The following is a 17,961-nucleotide window of genomic DNA, read 5'->3' as shown; positions in this document are numbered from 1 at the left end:
TAGCGACTTCATTTACGTTAGTGACAGATTATCACAAACGCTTCCTTTTGTCAAGTGACTAATATTTAATTAGCAAAAAAACATAAAATAAAAAGCGCACACCATAGACTTTTTCTATGTGCGCGCCTTTTATTGACGTTGTGTTACGTTGACTGCAAAGATACTGCCTGCAAGAATTTAGAAACGAGAACGACGCTGTTTGCGACGAGCGGCTTCTGCCTTCCGTTTACGACGAGACTGTGGGCTCTCATAATATCTGCGACGACGGGCCTCAGCAAGGATACCCGCGTTCTGCACTTTACGGTTGAATCGTTTCAGCGCAAGTTCAAACGACTCACCGGCTTGAATGACAATTTCACTCATAGCTTACCAGCGCGATCGGCGATCACCACCGCGGCTTGCGGTGCGAGGCTGGTAGCAATCGCTACAATAAACCGGGCGATCTTCACGGGGCTGGAAAGGAACCTGAGCCTCATTACCACAACTTGCGCAGATCGCGGTATACATCTGGCGGGGTTCACGGTAGCCACCGTCGTTGCCACCGCGGGATGGACGGGAGCGATCACCCATGCTGCTCTTACGAGCGGCGCGGCATGATGGGCAGCGTGATGGATTGTTTGTTAGCCCACGGCTAGCATAAAATTCTTGCTCGCCAGCGGTAAAGGTGAATTCCTGATTGCAGTCTCGGCAAACCAACGTCTGATCTGTGAATGACATAAATGCTTCTCAATTCTTGGGTCTAAAATCCCATTAAAGGTCTATCTCTGTAACGCACAGCTTTCACGGATCAGCCATTGAAAGCAACTAAGTGCTATACAGTATCTTGGGATTATACCATACCTTATTTAGAAATGCTACGTTTTTGCAATCTTTTTTTGAGTCGCCCAAAAAAATTCATTCACTCTCAACCAATTCTGTTACCTCAATCTATCATCAGATGCTCGACAGCGACGCGATTAGCCAACCATGATATAATCAGCTCAAAGTACAGTAGAATTGCAAAGGATACAACAGCATGTTCACCCTCAATGACATACTGCAAGGTACTGCTGGAAAGGCTCGCATCGTCAGTCATGCAGCGCCCGATCCACATCTCGTCTTTCATTCAGCCCACCATGATAATCGTCAAATCGTGCCCGGAGATCTTTTTATTGCGCTCAAAGGGCAGCGAGTAGATGGACATCGTTTTATTGCTGCTGCCGCCAGAGCAGGCGCCATTGGCGCGCTCTGCACAGAAGAAGTAGCCGATGTTCCCGAGGATTTCATCCAGATCATTGTGCCCGATGTTGTTGAGGCCCTGCATGCAACCGCACGCACCAGAACGCAACGTCAACCAGAAACCACCTATATTGGTATCACTGGTAGCAATGGCAAGACGAGCACTAAAGAGGCAGTCGCGACCGTATTGGAACGCCTGGCCCCAACGCTTAAGACGCAGGCCTCTTATAATACAGAGATTGGTTTTCCCCTGACCCTGCTCCGGTTGGAAGAACAGCATCGCTATGCTGTGCTAGAAATGGGAGCCCAATGGGTAGGAGAGTTAGCCTGGCTCTGCACGATCACCAGACCTGATTGGTCACTCATCACTAATGTAGGCACATCCCATATAGAATATTTCGGCAGTCGAGAACGTATCGCCCAGGCCAAGAGCGAATTGGTCCAGGCCTTGACACCTGACGGTATCGCCATTCTGAATTATGATGATCACAGAGTACGTGCGATGAGTACGAAGACACAGGCCCGGATTCTTTCTTATGGGACCGCTGAAGATGCCATGGTGCGCGCCAGTGAGATTGGTGGCGATACACTACTTGGCCGCAGCTTTACGTTAACATATCAGGGGAACCAGACGCGCATCCAATTGCACATTCCCGGCGAACATGGCATCACTATTGCCCTGGCAGCCGCTGCCGTTGGTCTGGCCGCCGGTATGCCAATGGAGCAGATCAAATCAGCATTAGAGGAACTACGAGCCTTTAAACGGCGCGGAGAGCTCAAAGCAGGTCCTAATGGCAGCACACTGATCGACGATAGCTATAACGCTAATCGCCAATCAATTGTGGCGATCGCGAAAACCATGCACGAAGCCCACATGGACAGCACAGGAAAACGTTGGGCCGTGCTGGGAGATATTTTAGAATTAGGTTCCTATGCCCGTGAAGAACACTACGAAACGGGTAAAGAGCTCGCCGAACTGGTTGATTATGTGGTAGCCATTGGTGAGCAAGCGCGCTTCTACGTCGAAGGTGCCATCGCCGCAGGCATGCCAGAAAATAACGCCTACTACTACTCCGCCAGACTGGAAAATCCAGCGGAATTAGAAGCAGCCAAACGAGCTGTAGCAGATCTTTTAAAAGATCAAGTTAAAAGCAGTGATCTGGTATTACTCAAAGCGTCACTGGGACTGGGTATGGATACGTTACTTGCCTTACTACAAGCATAACTATCTATCCAGATAGAAAGGATATACAATGTCGCAAAAAAAGATCCGTGTGGGGATTGTATTTGGGGGTCGTTCAGGTGAGCACGAGGTATCACTGTCCTCGGCCAAAGCAATCATGGACAATCTCAATCCAGAAAAATATGAAGTTGTGCCCATTGGCATTACCAAAGCAGGCCAATGGCTCCTGGGTACCGAACCAGCACAACTTCTGGCAGCCGGACAAACTGTAGAGACAGACAATCAGAACGCTAACGTGACCAGCGTCACCTTTACTGGTGATCCCACCCTTGGTCGTCTCATCCCCCTCAAGCAAGGAGCACAGCTCGGCGACAATGGAAAACTGGACGTCATCTTCCCGGTCCTGCATGGTACCTATGGTGAAGATGGTACGCTACAAGGTCTGCTGGAGATGGCCAATGTTCCTTATGTCGGTTGTGGTGTACTCGGAGCCGCCGTGGGCATGGACAAAGAGAAGATGAAAATGATCTTTGAAACCGCGGGCTTGCCCAATGTGAAGTATCTGGTCTATCGCCGCAATCAGTGGGAACGCTCTCCAGAAGAGATCATGGACGAGATCGAAGAGCAGCTCGGTTATCCCAATTTTGTCAAACCCGTCAATCTGGGTTCCAGCGTAGGCATCAACAAAGCGCGCAATCGTCAGGAGCTGGAACATGCCATGCGTGTAGCGGCAGAATATGATCGTAAGATCATTATCGAGCAAAACATCAACTGCCGTGAGTTCGAGTGTGCGGTACTAGGAAACGATGAGCCCCTGGCTTCGGTAGTCGGAGAAGTGGAGGCCAGCAATGATTTCTATGACTACAATGCCAAATATATCGACAACAAATCCACCGTCACGATTCCTGCCAATCTCACTCAACAGACATCTGAAGAGATGCGCCGCTATGCGGTTAAAGCCTTCCAGGCCCTGGATCTGAATGGCCTCTCGCGCGTAGACTTTTTTATTGATAAGGATACCGAAAAAGTCTATATTAACGAGGTCAACACATTTCCAGGTTTTACCGAGGTCAGTATGTATCCCAAATTATGGGAGGCCAGCGGCCTGCCTTATACAGAACTCTTAGATCGCTTGATCGAGTTGGCGCTGGAACGCTATGAGGATCGTCAGAGGAACCGCACGAGTTTTTAAAGTGTCACCAAAGGAGCGCATATGGCCCGCACCACTATTCGTTCAATGACGGTAGAACCCTTAAACCTGCCGTTACTTGAGCCGTTCGCGATTGCAACTGGCAGCATCACAGAGGCACGCAACGTCCTGATTACGATTACCTTGCAGGATGGAAGTGTGGGCTACGGCGAGTGTGCCCCTTTTCCACCCAGTACTGGCGAATCACAGGAAACGGTACTCGCAACTGCCAGAGGTTGTATTGACCTTCTGACCGGACTGGATGTTGCGCACTGGCGCACATTGTCCAGATTAGTTCGCAGCCTGTATTTCAGTCAGATGACGGCCTGTGCTGGTATCGAGATGGCTATTCTCGATGCTCTAACTCGTTCCAGTAGCATGCCCCTCTATGCATTTTTTGGTGGGGCAAGCTCACAGGTCGAAACCGATATGAGTATTCCACTGGTCTCGGCCGAACGGGGCTACCAGTTAGCAGAAGAGATCGTCAAACGGGGTATCACCACGATTAAAGTTAAAGTTGGTGATGACCTGCGTGAAGATGTCAGTCGTGTCGAAGCCATTCGTAGTGGTGCCCCACATCTGGGTATCACCCTGGATGCCAATCAGGGCTATACACCTAATGAAGCCCTGCTCTGCCTGGAAGCGCTGGAAGACCGGGACATTCGCCCACTGTTATTCGAGCAACCAGTCCCAAAGGATGATCTGGCCGGCATGCGCTATATCATGCAGCATACCAGCGTTCCCATCGCGGCAGATGAGAGTGCGAGTAGCCTGGGCGCAGTCTCACATATCATTAACAGCGCGGCTGCCAATGTCATCAATATCAAGCTGATGAAAACAGGTATTGTCGAGGCATTAGACATCGCCGCCCTTTGCCGGGCGGCCCATATGCAACTCATGATCGGAGCCATGATTGAGTCCCGCCTGGCCATCAGTGCCGCGGCTCATTTTGCTGCGGGTCTGGGAGGCTTTCGCTTCATCGATCTGGATACCCCCATGCTCATAGCCGATGATCCTTTTCTCAGTGGCTATGAGCAAACTGGAGGCATCTATGATCTTTCAAAGATCAAAAACGGCCTGGGAGTGATCCTTAAGTAAACTTCTTTCTCCAACACATCTTATCCGGACTATTAATTTACAGGCTATCGATACGCCTGGGCCTGTAAATTAAATAGTTCGGCATAACGGCCATCGCGCTGCATCAATTCCTGATGTGAACCACTCTCAATGATATCCCCATGTTCAATCACAAAAATGCGATCAGCCAGACGCACAGTACTGAAGCGATGACTGATAAAAATAGCCGTTTTCCCGGAAGTCAGATGGCGAAAGCGCGTAAACACATCATATTCGGCCTGTGGATCCAGCGCACTGGTGGGTTCATCCAGGATCAAAATACGCGCATCACGCATAAAAGCTCGCGCCAACGCAACTTTTTGCCATTCGCCACCACTGAGCTGTGTTCCATCCTTAAACCAATGGCCCAGCATCGACTCATAGCCTTCATCCAGCCCCTCAATCACTTCATCAGCCCCACTTTTACTGGCAGAAGCCTTAACATCTTCCAGATTATCAATATCAACCACACGTCCAATCCCAATATTTTCCCGAGCTGTCATCTGATATTTCGCAAAATCCTGAAAAATAACGCCTACATACTGACGCAAATCAGCAAAATCGTAGTTGCGAATATTGAGGCCCCCAATCAGAATCTCGCCTTCATCTGGATCATACAGGCGCGTTAATAGCTTGACCAGCGTGGTTTTACCGGCACCGTTACGACCAACCAGCGCGATCGACTCACCTGCCCGCACTGTAAAGCTCACATGGCGCAAGGTAGGTTCCGTTTTGCCAGGATAGGTAAAGCTCACGTCCCGAAACTCTAAATCCAATCCATTACTATCCTCTTGTATCGGTACTTTGACTGGCTTTTCAGGAGGCACAATCGTAGGTACGTATTGCAGAAACTCAAACAATGTGTTGACAAATAAGGCATTCTCATACACATTTGAGACACCATCCAGAATGCCCTGAAAGCTTGTTCCTGCCTGGATAGAAGCCTGGGTATACTTACTCAAGGCCCCCAACGAGATGCGGCCCAGAACCGCCTGAAGAGCGACATAGAGATAGATACCAGAGTTGGCAATAACTGTAAGCGAAGACCACAAGAGATTATTCAACTGGCGTGGCACCAGAATCTTTTTGCCATCCTCATAGAAGTTCGTCATCAAGCCTATATAGCGGCCGATAAAGAAATTCCCCAGATTAAACAGCTTGATCTCTTTATTGTAGTCATCCACAGTCATGACTTTATTAATGTATAGCATCTTACGTCGCTCAGGAGCTTCATGGCGCATCAAGCGATAGCCATACCAGCTATACTTGCTGCTGGCAATAAATGACGGAATGGGCAGTATGAAAGCCACGAGCGCCAGCCACCAGGAGAGCTGCAGCAATAAACTGAGCATCGCAACCAGTGTGATTGTTGTACGCATTAACTCAAAAGTTTGCGAAATCATTGAGACCGGCTTGTAGTTGGTCTGTGTCGCCGCCTGCTGGAGCTTATCGTAAAATTCAGCATTTTCAAATGAAGATAGGTCCAACGTATTTGTCTTACGTAGAATCATAAGTTGCGTATGATTTAATACTTTGTCCTGTAGCAACTGCTGCACAATGTTATTGGCGTTAGCAAACACACGATCGACCAGACTGACTGCAAGTTGTAAACCCACAGGCAACCAGATCGGGGCAATCGAGTGAATACGAATACCACGAATAACGCTATCAATCACAACCTGAGTAATTGAGACACTGACCGCAGGAGTTAACCCGCGTAAAATACTCAGGCCCCCCAGTATAAGCGTCATCGGAGCACTGGCCGACCAGACCAGGCGAAAGACACGTGGTAAACTGGCAAAAGCAACAAAGACCTGGGCGAGACTAAATTTTTCCTCAGAGGTTTTGGTTGGCTTAGAATTAGAAGAACGTGTCGCAGCCATGCACAACTCCCATCAAAACAAACAACTACCCACACCCGGATAAGAACAATCTACGAAGGCGAAAATGCTGATTTTTGCCTGACACTGTAACAGTATACACAACACAAGATGCTTTTATAAGCATTTAGGGTGCGACAATCCGCACTGCTGACTGTTGCATCTCCACAGAATAGATGAGAAGATTAAGGCTAAAGGACCGCTGGCACAGTCAAGAATTCCATATAAAAGGGTAAAAATTGTACAGTTTTCCCTTGACATGGGCCATGTCCAGCTTCTATACTACAGTAGAAGTTTTGAATATTGATCAACTATGTCAACAATAGAAGCTGATTACAAGGAGGCCAGACATATGTCTGAGTATGCACATCCCGAGGCACTTGTCGATTCAAGTTGGGTTGCAGACCATTTAAATGATTCCAATGTTCGCTTGATTGAAGCCGATGAAGACGTACTGCTGTACGAAATCGGCCACATTCCAGGAGCAGTTAAACTCGACTGGCACGTTGATGTCCAGAATCCCCTGAGTCGCGACTTTGTTGACCAGGAAGGGCTTGAGAAGCTTTTCAGCAAATGGGGTATTACCAACGACACAACCATCGTGCTCTATGGTGATCGCAACAACTGGTACGCTGCTTACTCATACTGGTTGTTCACCCAGTACGGCCATAAAAATCTGAAGCTCCTCAATGGTGGCCGCACAAAGTGGGAGGCTGAGGGCCGCCCATACACAAAAGAGGTACCTCATTACGCAGCTACCACCTACCATGCCCAGCCTGCTGATGAGAGCATTCGTGCATTCCGCGATCAGGTTCTGGCCGGATTAAACGACACCAATGTTCGCCTGATTGATGTGCGCTCGCCACAGGAGTACAGTGGTGAATTACTGCACATGGTCAACTATCCCCAGGAGGGTGCACAGCGTGCCGGTCATATCCCAGGCGCTAAAAATATTCCCTGGGCAGTGACAGCCAATGCTGACGGCACCTTTAAATCAGCCGAAGAGTTGAGCGAAATCTACAAAAACAAAGACATCACACCAGATAAGAATGTGGTCTCTTACTGCCGCATCGGTGAGCGTTCAGCTCACACATGGTTTGTGTTGACTCGCTTGTTAGGCTTCAAAAATGTCCGCAACTATGATGGTTCCTGGACCGAATGGGGCAGTCTTGTCCGCTCACCAATCGAGCGCTAAATCCTTTGTAGGGATAGAATATTTTGTCCCTGTACATTTTGACCCTGCTAACGACATTGTTCGAGCAGGGTCTTTTTTTGTTCCCAGCCCTCATTTTAACTTTTCAGGTAAGATTACGTATGTAATAGTAACATGCCTGTTTGCATCGTGCGGTGCTCGACTTCTATCCAGAAACCTAGTATAATTTTTCTACTCGTGTATACAAGAAGCTACAGATCTTTTCTGTTCTCCTTACGATCAAGAGTGAAGCAATACTTATTTTTAATCCTGGAAAAATCAGAGACATGTCAATAGAAGACAGCCTATCAATTGTCCATCTAAAGAATTTATTTTGGTCTTATTTTGTAGATGACTCTTTTTAACGTCTTTCATAGATGTTAGATGAATCCAATTCTACATGATCAGGTTAATTGGACAGATAAGAGCTGACATGCCGTAACATATGTGAATTATGCATTGGAGAGTTATTACCATTGCAAGATGAAAGCAACATCTTGTTTTCGTCTTAGAAGGCAGGCAGAAAGATGAATTGTCCTTACTGCGGCACAGAACTTCGGAATGGTGTGCGTTTTTGCGGGAATTGCGGGAACAACGTAACTTCACCATCAACATCTACGCCTTCAAATAGCGGGACCGTAGTATCAAGTTCTTTAAGCTCGGGCTCACGCCTTCAGGGTGGCCGTTACGTAGTAAAAAAGATTCTTGGCCAGGGCGGTATGGGAGCAGCACTACTCGCGACAGATATTCGCCTGGACAGTAAACCTGTAGTTATTAAAGAATTAATTTCCGATAATGTGGATCAAGATAGACGCTTAGAAGACGTGCGCAATTTCAAGCGCGAAGTAGCCACGCTGGCGCACATTGATCATCCACTGGTACCGAATGTCACAGATCATTTCCAAGAGGGCACGCGCTACTTTATGGTGCAAGAATATGTGGATGGCGAAAACCTTGAGGAACGCCTGAATCGTCTTCAACAGCCCATGCCAGAACGGGATGCGTTGATCTGTGCATCTGAAATACTCGATGTACTTGATTATTTATCACAGCAAATGCCACCTATTGTGCATCGAGATATCAAGCCCGCGAATATTATCATCGGCTCTAAAGATCGCCGGGCACACCTGGTCGACTTTGGCATTGCCAGGGCCGAAGAGATAAAAAACGCGCAACGCAAACAGACCTCAGCATTAGGAACACCAGGATATGCTCCACCTGAGCAATATCAAGGCAATGCCGATCCACGCTCGGATCTCTATGCACTGGCGGCAACACTGCACCATATATTAACCAACCGCGATCCACGCAATTACCCGCCTTTTTATTATTCAGCGGCACGCTCACTCAATCCCCAACTCTCACCCGAGATTGAGGGAATCCTGACCAAAGCGCTTAATAATGATATTAATCAACGCTTTCAAAGTGCCACTACTATGAAGCAGGAAATTGACACGCTCCTACGACAACGTTTTGGTATCTCAGGGAATCTCGATAGTTATACTCTGGGTACCTCGGGTCCTATGCGTGCGCTCACAAACCCAAATCCCACATCTAATCCAGGCCAGACGATGACACAAGTAGCTGGTCCAAATCCATCATCTCAAGTAACCCAACAATCTCAGATATCGGCTGGTCTGCCCCCACCGCCACCAGTCACGCCATTTGTCGGCATAGGTGGACCGCTCATGACGCCGGTTCAGCCGTTACCAAACATAAACAATCAATCTGGGCCAAACTATGCTTATCAGCCGGTACCAAATCCGGTCACGCCATATCCATCATCACAACCTCAGTTGGGACAATACCAACCACAGCCAAACTATCAGCGCCCCCCGAAAAAACGCCGTACTGGATTAATCTTCTTGATCTTGCTACTGGTGTTCTTGCTCATCGGGGCCGGCTTATTTGCAACCTATAGCTATCTGGGCGCAAATAAAACGGCAGATAATGGTATCGGGGTCACGATGATGAATGGAGAGCCAATCGGGATTAGTGATGGAACGGTTGCCATTGATACAACGCTGGCAGACGGTTCGTTGAAAACGCAGGCAGCCCAACAACTCAAACAGCATAAAGATAATCCTAATGCGGCTACCTCCTTCCTCAATGAGGCCACAAGCCAGACCTCTAATGATGCCGAGGCACTCATCTATAAAGAGGATATTCGCGTCATCAATTCAGGAACCCCCTATGTAACACTGGTAGTCGCAACCATGCTTAGTGGCGATCAGGTTGGTACGGGCAGGGAAGATTTACAGGGAGCTTATGTCGCGCAAAAGGAATTCAATGACTCGGCCCGGCTCGCCAATGGCACATTGGTCCGCCTGCTGATCGCTAACTCTGGTAGCAAGACAGATTATGTCCCCCAGGTCACACAACAAATCGTACGCTTGCAGCAAGCAGATCCTACCTTTGTAGGAGTGATGGGCTGGCCATACAGTGGCCGTACTCAGGCCGCAATCCAGACCTTAAGTAAGGGTCAGATCCCAATGGTTTCTCAAACCGCATCCAGCGATGCACTCATCAATGCATCACCTTACTTTTTCCGGGTCGCACCTAACAATAAACAACAGGGGATCCAGGGAGCGCTCTATGCCGAGAAGGATCTACATGCCAAAACCGTCGCCATGTTCTATGATCCCAGCGATAGTTATAGCCAGAGTCTGGCTGAGGATTTCCGTCAGCAATTTGAGGGTGTAGACAAAAACAAGATAATCAAGGAGCAGTACACCATTGGCAACCAGAACAGTATTGCTAAAGCCATTCGGGATACATTAACGCAAAAAGTTGATATGATCTACTTCTCTGGTTACGCCACTGATGTCAGTACAGTACTCAGCAATCTCCCTCCTGGTAATTTACCAATTATGGGTGGCGATGCGCTGTACCAGTTAGGAGGCTACCAGAGTAGCGCACGAGCAAACTTCAATCGTTTGCGCTTCACATCATTTGCTTATCCTGACGAATGGGATGTCTTCAAGTTAAGCGCACAGAAGCCAATATTCTTTTCTGAATATTCAGCAGCCTTTAATCCTGATGGACAACATCCAGGTGGCGCCTATGGCTATACGCGCGCGGCCAATGATGTTATTCTCTCCTATGATGCAACCGTTACCTTGCTTACTGCGTACAATATGGCCTTGAATACAGGAAAAAAACAACCGACACCTCAAGATCTACGGCAGGCCTTGCTAAAAATCAATGGCGCAAATAGTATTCAAGGAGTGAGCGGACAAATCAACCTTGGACCAAATGGAGATCCAGTGGAAAAGACAATTCTAGTCTTATACACTGACTCTATGGGGCGCATCCATATGGATCCGACGCCACTTGGCCGCTTTTTGAAGTAGAAATTAAAATCGAGATCGAGATCGAGATCGAGATTGAGATTGTATAATATGATCACAACATTCTTTGTAGCTACGAGATTGGAATAATAGGCACGACTATGAAATGTCCTTTTTGCGGTACAGATAATCAGGCAGATGAAACCTTTTGTGCCAATTGTGGTGGTTATTTAGACGCAACAGCTGGCAATCAAACGGTAGTTGCGCAGGCAAAACCAAACAAGCAGCCAATGACCGCCCCAACACAGATAGCAGGTAGCAATAGCGGCGGTACTGGTACGACAACAGGAGGAGGCCATGGTGTATCCAGCACCCTGGCCCCTAACGCCAAACTCCAGAATGGCCGTTATGTGGTTGAACAGGTACTGGGACAAGGTGGCATGGGCGCAGCCGTTCTGGCACGCGATACACGCGTTTCTAATAAGCGGGTGGTCATTAAAGAACTGATTTCAGATGAAAATGATCCTGAACAGCGCCGGGAGGATGAGCGTAACTTTGAACGTGAGGTTGATACGCTCGCCAGCCTGGATCATCCTCTGATTCCAACCGTTACCGATAGTTTTCAGGAAGGATCACGCTATTATATGGTGCAAGAATATGCACCAGGTGAAAATCTCGAAGACTATATGGAACGCACAAATAAGCCGATGGCCGAACAAGAGGCTCTGACCTATATGGCACAGGTCCTCGATATCCTGGAATACCTGGGAGAACAGAAACCAGCCATTGTTCACCGTGATATTAAGCCAGCCAATATTATTATCAGCAATCGGGATAAACGAGCCCGGCTGGTAGACTTCGGTATTGCCCGTGCAGATGAAGCCAAGCATGCCAAACGCAAACAGACAACGGCACTGGGAACACCCGGGTATGCACCACCAGAACAATATCAAGGCAACGCTGATCCACGCTCGGATCTCTATGCGCTGGCTGCCACGATACATCATCTGGTCACGAATCGCGATCCACGCAATTATCCACCTTTTAATTATCCGAAGGTGCGAAGCTTGAATCCCCAGTTGTCTCCTGAGTTGGAGCGCATCCTGGACAAGGCGTTGACGATTGATGTCAATAAACGTTTTCAGAATGCAGGCGCAATGAAGCGGGAGGTCGATAGCTTATTACAGCAACGCTTTCATGCCAATGGGGATACCAGTTCTTACTTGCTAGGCTCATCGCGTCCATTAGCAACCCCACCAAAGGCACCGGCCAGTCCAGCACCGGCCAACAACGCTGGTCCAGCTTATGCCACTGGCTATAGTGCAGCTAATCAGCCAGCCCACAGTTCAATAAGATCGCAGGCCAGCAATCAGGTCCAGCAACCCAGACCACTGCGGCAACAGCAGCAACAGCAAATGGGGGGAATGTATCCTCCCGCCCGGATGCAACCCAGGAAAGACAACAACTATATTCTCTGGAGCTTCCTGCTCCTGGTGGTAGTACTCATTATTATCGGTGCTCTCATCTTTGTCCTTCCACATCTGGGTACCCCCACACCACCGGGAGGTGGCGCCCAACCAATCGGGAATACTGGCAAGACCAATGCAGGTGGTGGACAAAATAATAGCAATCCGATCAGTGTTACCACTATCAAAGGCGAGGCGATTGGCTTAAGCGATGGTAACTATGCCTTTGATACCCAGCGCACAAATGCAGATTATAAAGCGAAGGCGATCCAGGCAATGGCACAGGGCAACAAAAGCCAGGCCGGAACATACTGGAATGGTGCCATCAATAGCGATTCCAGCGATGCTGAAGCACATATCTATCAGGAGAATCTGCGTGTAATGTCTTCTGGCAATCCCTATGTGACCTTTGTGGTTGGCACAATTCTCACCGGTACAAATGCTGGCGTGGGTCATGATAATCTGCAAGGTGCATACGTTGCCCAGCACGAATGGAACAGTAAAAATACGCTCGGCAGCGTTCAAATACGCCTGATTATCGCCAACACGGGTAGCGACTCAGGAAATGCCACGACGGTTGCCAATCAGATTGTACAGGCGGCTGCCAAAGATCATACTATTGCTGGTGTGATGGGCTGGTCCTTCAGCTCACATGCTGAGAATGCCGCCGATATACTGACTGCGAACCATATACCAATGGTTTCGGCTACCGCCTCTAGCGATACCTTAAGTGGTCGCTCGCCCTACTTTTTCCGCGTCTCGCCATCTAACCTGACCGAAGCCAGCGTAGCCGCAACCTATGCAAAAAATAAACTGAAGTTGCAAAAAGCCGTTGTGTTTATGGATGATGGAGATTCATACAGTCAGAGCCTTGGCAGCGATTTCCAGAACGCCTTTGCGGCAACCAATATTGGCGGCCAGGTCACTGATGTGATTAAGTATCATAAAGATAACAAAGCATCAATCATTGCTGGTCTCCAGAAGCTTACCACAGATCCAGGTATGATCTATTTTGCTGGTTATTCAAATGACATGGGTACCTTACTGGCTGACATTCACAATTATCCACAACTGGCAAAGACAGAGATTCTGGGTGGCGATGCACTTTATGAACTGGGAGGGTATCCTGCCAGCGCCCATCAGGATCTTTATCGCATGCACTTCACCGCTTTTGCCTATCCCGATGAATGGGATATACTCAATCAGAGCTCAAAAAAGCCGGCTTTCTTCCAGGATTATATCGCCGACTATAAGGGAACAAAGCCAGCTGCGGTCTATGGCTATATCAGACCAACCAATAACGTTATCCTCTCTTATGACGCCATGCTGGCCTTACTCACCAGCGCCAAACAGGCGCTTAATGGGGGAACCACGTTAAAAAGTACCGATCTACAGCAAGCCCTGACAAAAATCTCGGGACTGCAAGGAGTCAGTGGACAAATTACCTTCGGTCAAAACGGCGATCCCGTCGATAAGGCCGTGATTGTTCTCTACTTTGATGACATGGGTCGTGTCCACATGGAAAACGCCCTTGGTGCAGGTACTTTCCTGGTCAAATAAGTTCAACTAAAAACATGAGTCATCCCGAATTTTAAGGTCGGGCTTGTAAAAAGACACCTTCCGAGAGAGACTGAAGAAAGTAACGAATATTCAGTCAATCCAGGAGGTGTTTTTCATGTCTTCTCAGTATCTCACACGGCTTGAGGAGCCACAAGTTCCACCATATCCTCCAGACAAGATGGCCCAGGGATTGTATGGGAGTCTTGCTCAGTTTCTTGCACCCTTGCTCATCGAAGTCGATACCCGCATTGATAAGCGGCTCGTGCGAACGTTGTTGCAAACCGTGGTGGTGATTTTGACTTTCCGTGATCGAGTGAATGGCTTGCTCCTCTCAGAAATGGGTGGCTATCTCGACACGCCAGACAAAGCCCCAGCTGGCACCAAGCGCCTTTCGCGTCTGTTGCATTGTTCCAAATGGTCTGCCGAGCTGATCCGATCCTATCTCTGGCATCGAGCCACCCAACGTTTGGCGACGTGGAAACAGGCTGGAATGGATGCGCTGGCGCTCTGGGATGAGAGCGCTTGGGAGAAGCCGGAAAGTATCGCTTCTGACGATCTTGGTCCGGTGCGCTCCAGTAAGGCGCGGCTCGACTTACCCATGTGAAGAAGGGCTACTACACCCCGCCTCGTGGCCCCATTTTTGTGCCTGGCCTTCATTGGCTAGCGGTAGTCCTGGTGGGCTGCGACCAGTCGGCTGACCCTCCAGCGTTGGCCTGCATGCGCTGGTGGACCAGCCGCGGGGCGCGTGCCTCCTTCAAACGCGATGAGCAAGCCAAGCTGTTGCTGCAAGGAGTTCTGCTCTGGGGGCGCGAGGTGATGCATGTCTTTGACCAAGGCTTCGCCAGCAGTTTCTGGCTTGGTTTGCTCGTGGCCTTCTCGCTTCGTTTTGTATTGCGTTGGAAAAAAGACTATCAGCTGGTGGATGAACAAGGCCAACGGCGCGCTGCCTGGAAAATCGCACGTGGCAAACGGGGATGGCAACAACGTCTGGTCTGGGATTGCCGTCGTCACCAGTGGGTCATGGCCAGCATTCTCGCTTTGCCCGTTACGCACCCAGACCATCGTGAACAACCATTGTGGTTGGTGGTAGCCCGACGCAAAGGTGGCCTCCCTTGGTATCTGCTCACCGCTGAGCCGATCGCCAATGCGGACGATGCTTGGAGGATCATGTTTGCGTATGCCCGTCGCTGGCAAATCGAATTAACCTGGAAAGAGAACAAAAGTGAGTTGGCCTTCCAAAGCCCCCGTGTGTGGGAGTGGGAACCACGGGAAAAACTCTTGCTGCTGGCAGCACTGGCGTACGCATTTCTGCTCACCTTGCTGGCGCCGTTTTACACGCTCTTGCGCCGCTGGCTGCTGCGCCGCTACTGTCATCGAACGGGTCGCCATTGCCGACAGGCTCATGCTCCCTTTGCGCGGATGCGCATGGCGCTGAGCCGGCTGTGGCAAAGTGTGCCTCCGCACTGGGAGTCCCTGTCGGGCCGAGGCCAGCCAACGGTCTCGGTGACCATGCTCTGATGAGGCGTTGAGCCTGCACCACCGCTGAACCATTCCATGGCCAGGACTGCCTGACCGCGGGGGCGTGTGACCGGTGTTCATCCAGCACAACGATCGCAACCAGCATATGGAGCGATCGCACACAAAACATGGATGCCTGTTTTCTCGCTGGAAACCGAGGTGATGCTCTTGGTGTGAACACGTCTTCGTTCTGTTCTCTTTTCTCCCGTTGGTTTTCTAGGAGAAGGAGATCACCAGCAAGAAGCACTTCATCAACCGCTTTTCTTGGAGAGAACTGAAGCGAGCATTTCTCCACTTCTTGAGGAGAAATGCTCGCTTCTTTCACAAGCTCATCCCTAAAATCTGGGATGACTCATGTTTTTAACTGGCCGGTCATTCTTTTTTCGGCAACTTCTGCTCCATCTCTGCTGGAGTGAGTTGCTCAATAGCTACCACCTTCTGCCTGCCAGTGATCCCGCGCACAATCGTGATAGCCCGCTTTGGAATCGACAGTTGACTGGAGAGTAGGGCAATTAAAGCTTGATTAGCCGCTCCCTCCACCGGGGGAGCCGTTAAACGCGCCTTTAGTCCCTCACCTTCCCATTCCAAAGTATTTTTTCCACTGCGTGGCACCACCCGGATCGAGATCAACATTTTTTACCATCCGATGGGAAGAGCTTGCAACAGCAAATGCTGCACAATCATGAGCATAAACCAGGTCACCATAAATGACAGATCTAACACCCAGGTCTGGCGGATAACGCGCCGCGCAGGCTCGATGAAAGGATCAGTCAAGCGGGCCAGGAAACGAATAAAGGCATAGCGCTCGTCCATACGAAACATTGAGGCAATAGCACGAACCAGCATTGCCAGGATCAAGAAGCTGATGCCATAGTTAATCAGGATCGAAAAAATGGGCACAGGCAAAGGTGGTGGCGTATACATAATTACTCCTGAATAGTACGTACTTCGATAAAGGTAAAGCCAAACAATTTACGACGTGTAATATCCGTAACACGGACACCAGCCAGATCGGGCAAAGTCGTAAAATGTTTTTGCACATATTCACCAAGCGGTCGCGCAGCCATCCAACCGGCCACAGAAGAAGCCGTCGCGGACGCAACCCGGGTTCGATTGTTACTGGAGGCCATGCCCAGTAATGTGCCAATTGTGACCATGGAGACACCGACAGCCAGATTGGTCCCACAATTAGGATGGATGGCCAACTCAGCCTCACCAGCCAGTAAACGCATAAGCGCCTCATCCAGAGCACGCCTCAGGAGACCCAGGTCCACATCTCCAAAGATCGTAAAGCCATCCGCGTTTGAGCGAGCACTCGCGCTTAAAGAGGGGTCCATAGTTCCCATGATGGTAAATGTCGCATGCTCAAGGGCATGATTTTGTCGTGTTCTGCGGCTAAACAGGATGTCATCAATTTTCATGCAGAATCTCCTTTTTACGCCATCGGTTGCCAACTGCATAGCTGCCAATCCAAAGGCCTGCTATGATCCTCGCCTCATAATTATTTGACACGCTCACCAAAGATTGCACGCCCGACACGCACAATAGTTGCACCCTCTTCAATAGCAATATGATAGTCGTCAGTCATTCCCATTGAAAGCTGTTCCCAGGAATGTTCAGGGACTTCCTGACGCAGCTTATCACGCAACTGACGCAGTGCTCGAAACACCGAACGCACCTGCTCTGGATCATCCACCAGAGGAGCAACTGTCATCAAACCCTGCACTTTTAGATGTGACAGAGGGAGCAGTTGGCGTGCAATAGCAGGCGCATCTTCAATGGTCATGCCTTCTTTAGTGGTTTCCCCTGAAATATTCACCTGCAACAATACAGTTTGCTGCACCTCGGTTTCATCTACATGAAGTTTCTTTTCAGCAGCCCTTTGCAGAGCTAAGGCTACATGCAGACTATCAACACTATGAATATATGCAAAAGAACCACAGACCTTCTGTGCTTTATTGGTCTGCAGGTGCCCGATCATATGCCAGCGGAGATCTGATGGAGAAAAAGCCGCCTGCTTTTCCAGAGCTTCCTGTACGCGATTCTCGCCAAAATCCCTTATCCCTAAATTATATGCCACCTTTATCACTTCGAGTGGTTTGGTTTTGGAGACAGCAACAAGCGTGATAGTTTCCGGATTGCGTCCGGCGCGCTGCGCTGCTTCAGCGATGCGCGCACGTACCCGGGTAAGATTCGCTGCAATAATCGCTTCCTGACCTATGGGGGGCTGATTTATCACAATTCTTTCTCTACTAGCTACTTTTTTAGCTCATTATATCAATATTGTACAGCAGATAGGATAGAGAATAGACAGTTTATGTACTTTCTGCCTTATCTTCAACCATACAT

15 protein-coding genes are annotated in these 17,961 nt (G+C 49.2%); 8 read left to right on the top strand and 7 right to left on the bottom strand.

Annotated features, from left to right (window positions below; all coding sequences use genetic code 11):
* Positions 1–177 precede the first annotated feature (177 nt).
* Together rpsU and KDW_RS12465 are read right to left on the bottom strand one after the other, a co-directional pair.
* Positions 178–363, bottom strand: coding sequence for a 30S ribosomal protein S21 (rpsU, locus tag KDW_RS12470; RefSeq protein ID WP_126551285.1), 186 nt, complete (start codon positions 361–363; stop codon positions 178–180).
* A 3-nt stretch (positions 364–366) separates the two neighbouring features.
* Positions 367–717 carry a zinc-ribbon domain containing protein gene (locus KDW_RS12465; protein ID WP_151756256.1) on the bottom strand — a complete coding sequence of 117 codons (351 nt, stop codon included), beginning with the start codon at positions 715–717 and terminating at the stop codon, positions 367–369.
* Positions 718–1,015: 298 nt separating this feature from the next.
* On the opposite strand from KDW_RS12465, the gene KDW_RS12460 reads away from it, so the two are divergent.
* The 3 genes from KDW_RS12460 to KDW_RS12450 are packed head-to-tail and all read left to right on the top strand — an operon-like array spanning position 1,016 to position 4,688.
* Positions 1,016–2,443, top strand: a complete 1,428-nt coding sequence (locus KDW_RS12460) for a UDP-N-acetylmuramoyl-tripeptide--D-alanyl-D-alanine ligase (protein WP_151756255.1) — start codon at positions 1,016–1,018, stop codon at positions 2,441–2,443.
* A gap of 28 nt (positions 2,444–2,471) precedes the next feature.
* The gene (locus KDW_RS12455) at positions 2,472–3,593 is read left to right on the top strand and encodes a D-alanine--D-alanine ligase (RefSeq protein WP_151756254.1); all 1,122 of its coding nucleotides are present in this window, start codon (positions 2,472–2,474) and stop codon (positions 3,591–3,593) included.
* A 21-nt stretch (positions 3,594–3,614) separates the two neighbouring features.
* Positions 3,615–4,688, top strand: coding sequence for a dipeptide epimerase (locus tag KDW_RS12450; protein ID WP_151756253.1), 1,074 nt, complete (start codon positions 3,615–3,617; stop codon positions 4,686–4,688).
* Positions 4,689–4,732: 44 nt separating this feature from the next.
* Here the strand turns inward: KDW_RS12450 and KDW_RS12445 are convergent, their stop codons facing one another.
* A complete protein-coding gene (locus tag KDW_RS12445) occupies positions 4,733–6,589 on the bottom strand; it encodes an ABC transporter ATP-binding protein (protein ID WP_151756252.1) in 1,857 nt (618 codons plus the stop codon).
* A 349-nt stretch (positions 6,590–6,938) separates the two neighbouring features.
* On the opposite strand from KDW_RS12445, the gene KDW_RS12440 reads away from it, so the two are divergent.
* The 5 genes from KDW_RS12440 (at position 6,939) to KDW_RS12420 (ending at position 15,612) form a co-directional block, all read left to right on the top strand.
* Positions 6,939–7,781, top strand: a complete 843-nt coding sequence (locus KDW_RS12440) for a sulfurtransferase (protein WP_151756251.1) — start codon at positions 6,939–6,941, stop codon at positions 7,779–7,781.
* Between the two features lie 524 nt (positions 7,782–8,305).
* Positions 8,306–11,131 (top strand): protein kinase domain-containing protein, encoded by a 2,826-nt coding sequence (locus KDW_RS12435; RefSeq protein WP_151756250.1) that lies wholly within the window; start codon positions 8,306–8,308, stop codon positions 11,129–11,131.
* A 98-nt stretch (positions 11,132–11,229) separates the two neighbouring features.
* The gene (locus tag KDW_RS12430; protein WP_151756249.1) at positions 11,230–14,094 is read left to right on the top strand and encodes a protein kinase domain-containing protein; all 2,865 of its coding nucleotides are present in this window, start codon (positions 11,230–11,232) and stop codon (positions 14,092–14,094) included.
* A gap of 115 nt (positions 14,095–14,209) precedes the next feature.
* On the top strand, positions 14,210–14,698 hold the full coding sequence (locus KDW_RS12425) for a hypothetical protein (protein WP_151756248.1): 489 nt from the start codon (positions 14,210–14,212) through the stop codon (positions 14,696–14,698).
* A 38-nt stretch (positions 14,699–14,736) separates the two neighbouring features.
* Complete coding sequence (locus tag KDW_RS12420) at positions 14,737–15,612, top strand: hypothetical protein (protein WP_162005171.1); 876 nt, start codon at positions 14,737–14,739, stop codon at positions 15,610–15,612.
* Between the two features lie 372 nt (positions 15,613–15,984).
* Here KDW_RS12420 and KDW_RS12415 read toward each other — a convergent pair whose 3' ends face one another.
* The 4 genes from KDW_RS12415 to KDW_RS12400 form a co-directional block, all read right to left on the bottom strand.
* A complete protein-coding gene (locus tag KDW_RS12415) occupies positions 15,985–16,245 on the bottom strand; it encodes a DUF167 domain-containing protein (protein WP_151756246.1) in 261 nt (86 codons plus the stop codon).
* Positions 16,246–16,248: 3 nt separating this feature from the next.
* Positions 16,249–16,536: a YggT family protein gene (locus KDW_RS12410; protein WP_151756245.1), complete on the bottom strand. Its 288-nt coding sequence runs from the start codon at positions 16,534–16,536 to the stop codon at positions 16,249–16,251.
* Between the two features lie 2 nt (positions 16,537–16,538).
* The gene (locus KDW_RS12405; RefSeq protein ID WP_151756244.1) at positions 16,539–17,033 is read right to left on the bottom strand and encodes a DUF6391 domain-containing protein; all 495 of its coding nucleotides are present in this window, start codon (positions 17,031–17,033) and stop codon (positions 16,539–16,541) included.
* A gap of 80 nt (positions 17,034–17,113) precedes the next feature.
* A complete protein-coding gene (locus tag KDW_RS12400) occupies positions 17,114–17,851 on the bottom strand; it encodes a YggS family pyridoxal phosphate-dependent enzyme (RefSeq protein ID WP_198925253.1) in 738 nt (245 codons plus the stop codon).
* Positions 17,852–17,961 lie beyond the last annotated feature (110 nt).

Origin of the sequence: Dictyobacter vulcani (assembly GCF_008974265.1) — a bacterium.
In the GTDB taxonomy this organism is placed as follows: domain Bacteria; phylum Chloroflexota; class Ktedonobacteria; order Ktedonobacterales; family Ktedonobacteraceae; genus Dictyobacter; species Dictyobacter vulcani.
This window is presented reverse-complemented; position numbering and strand designations above follow the sequence as displayed.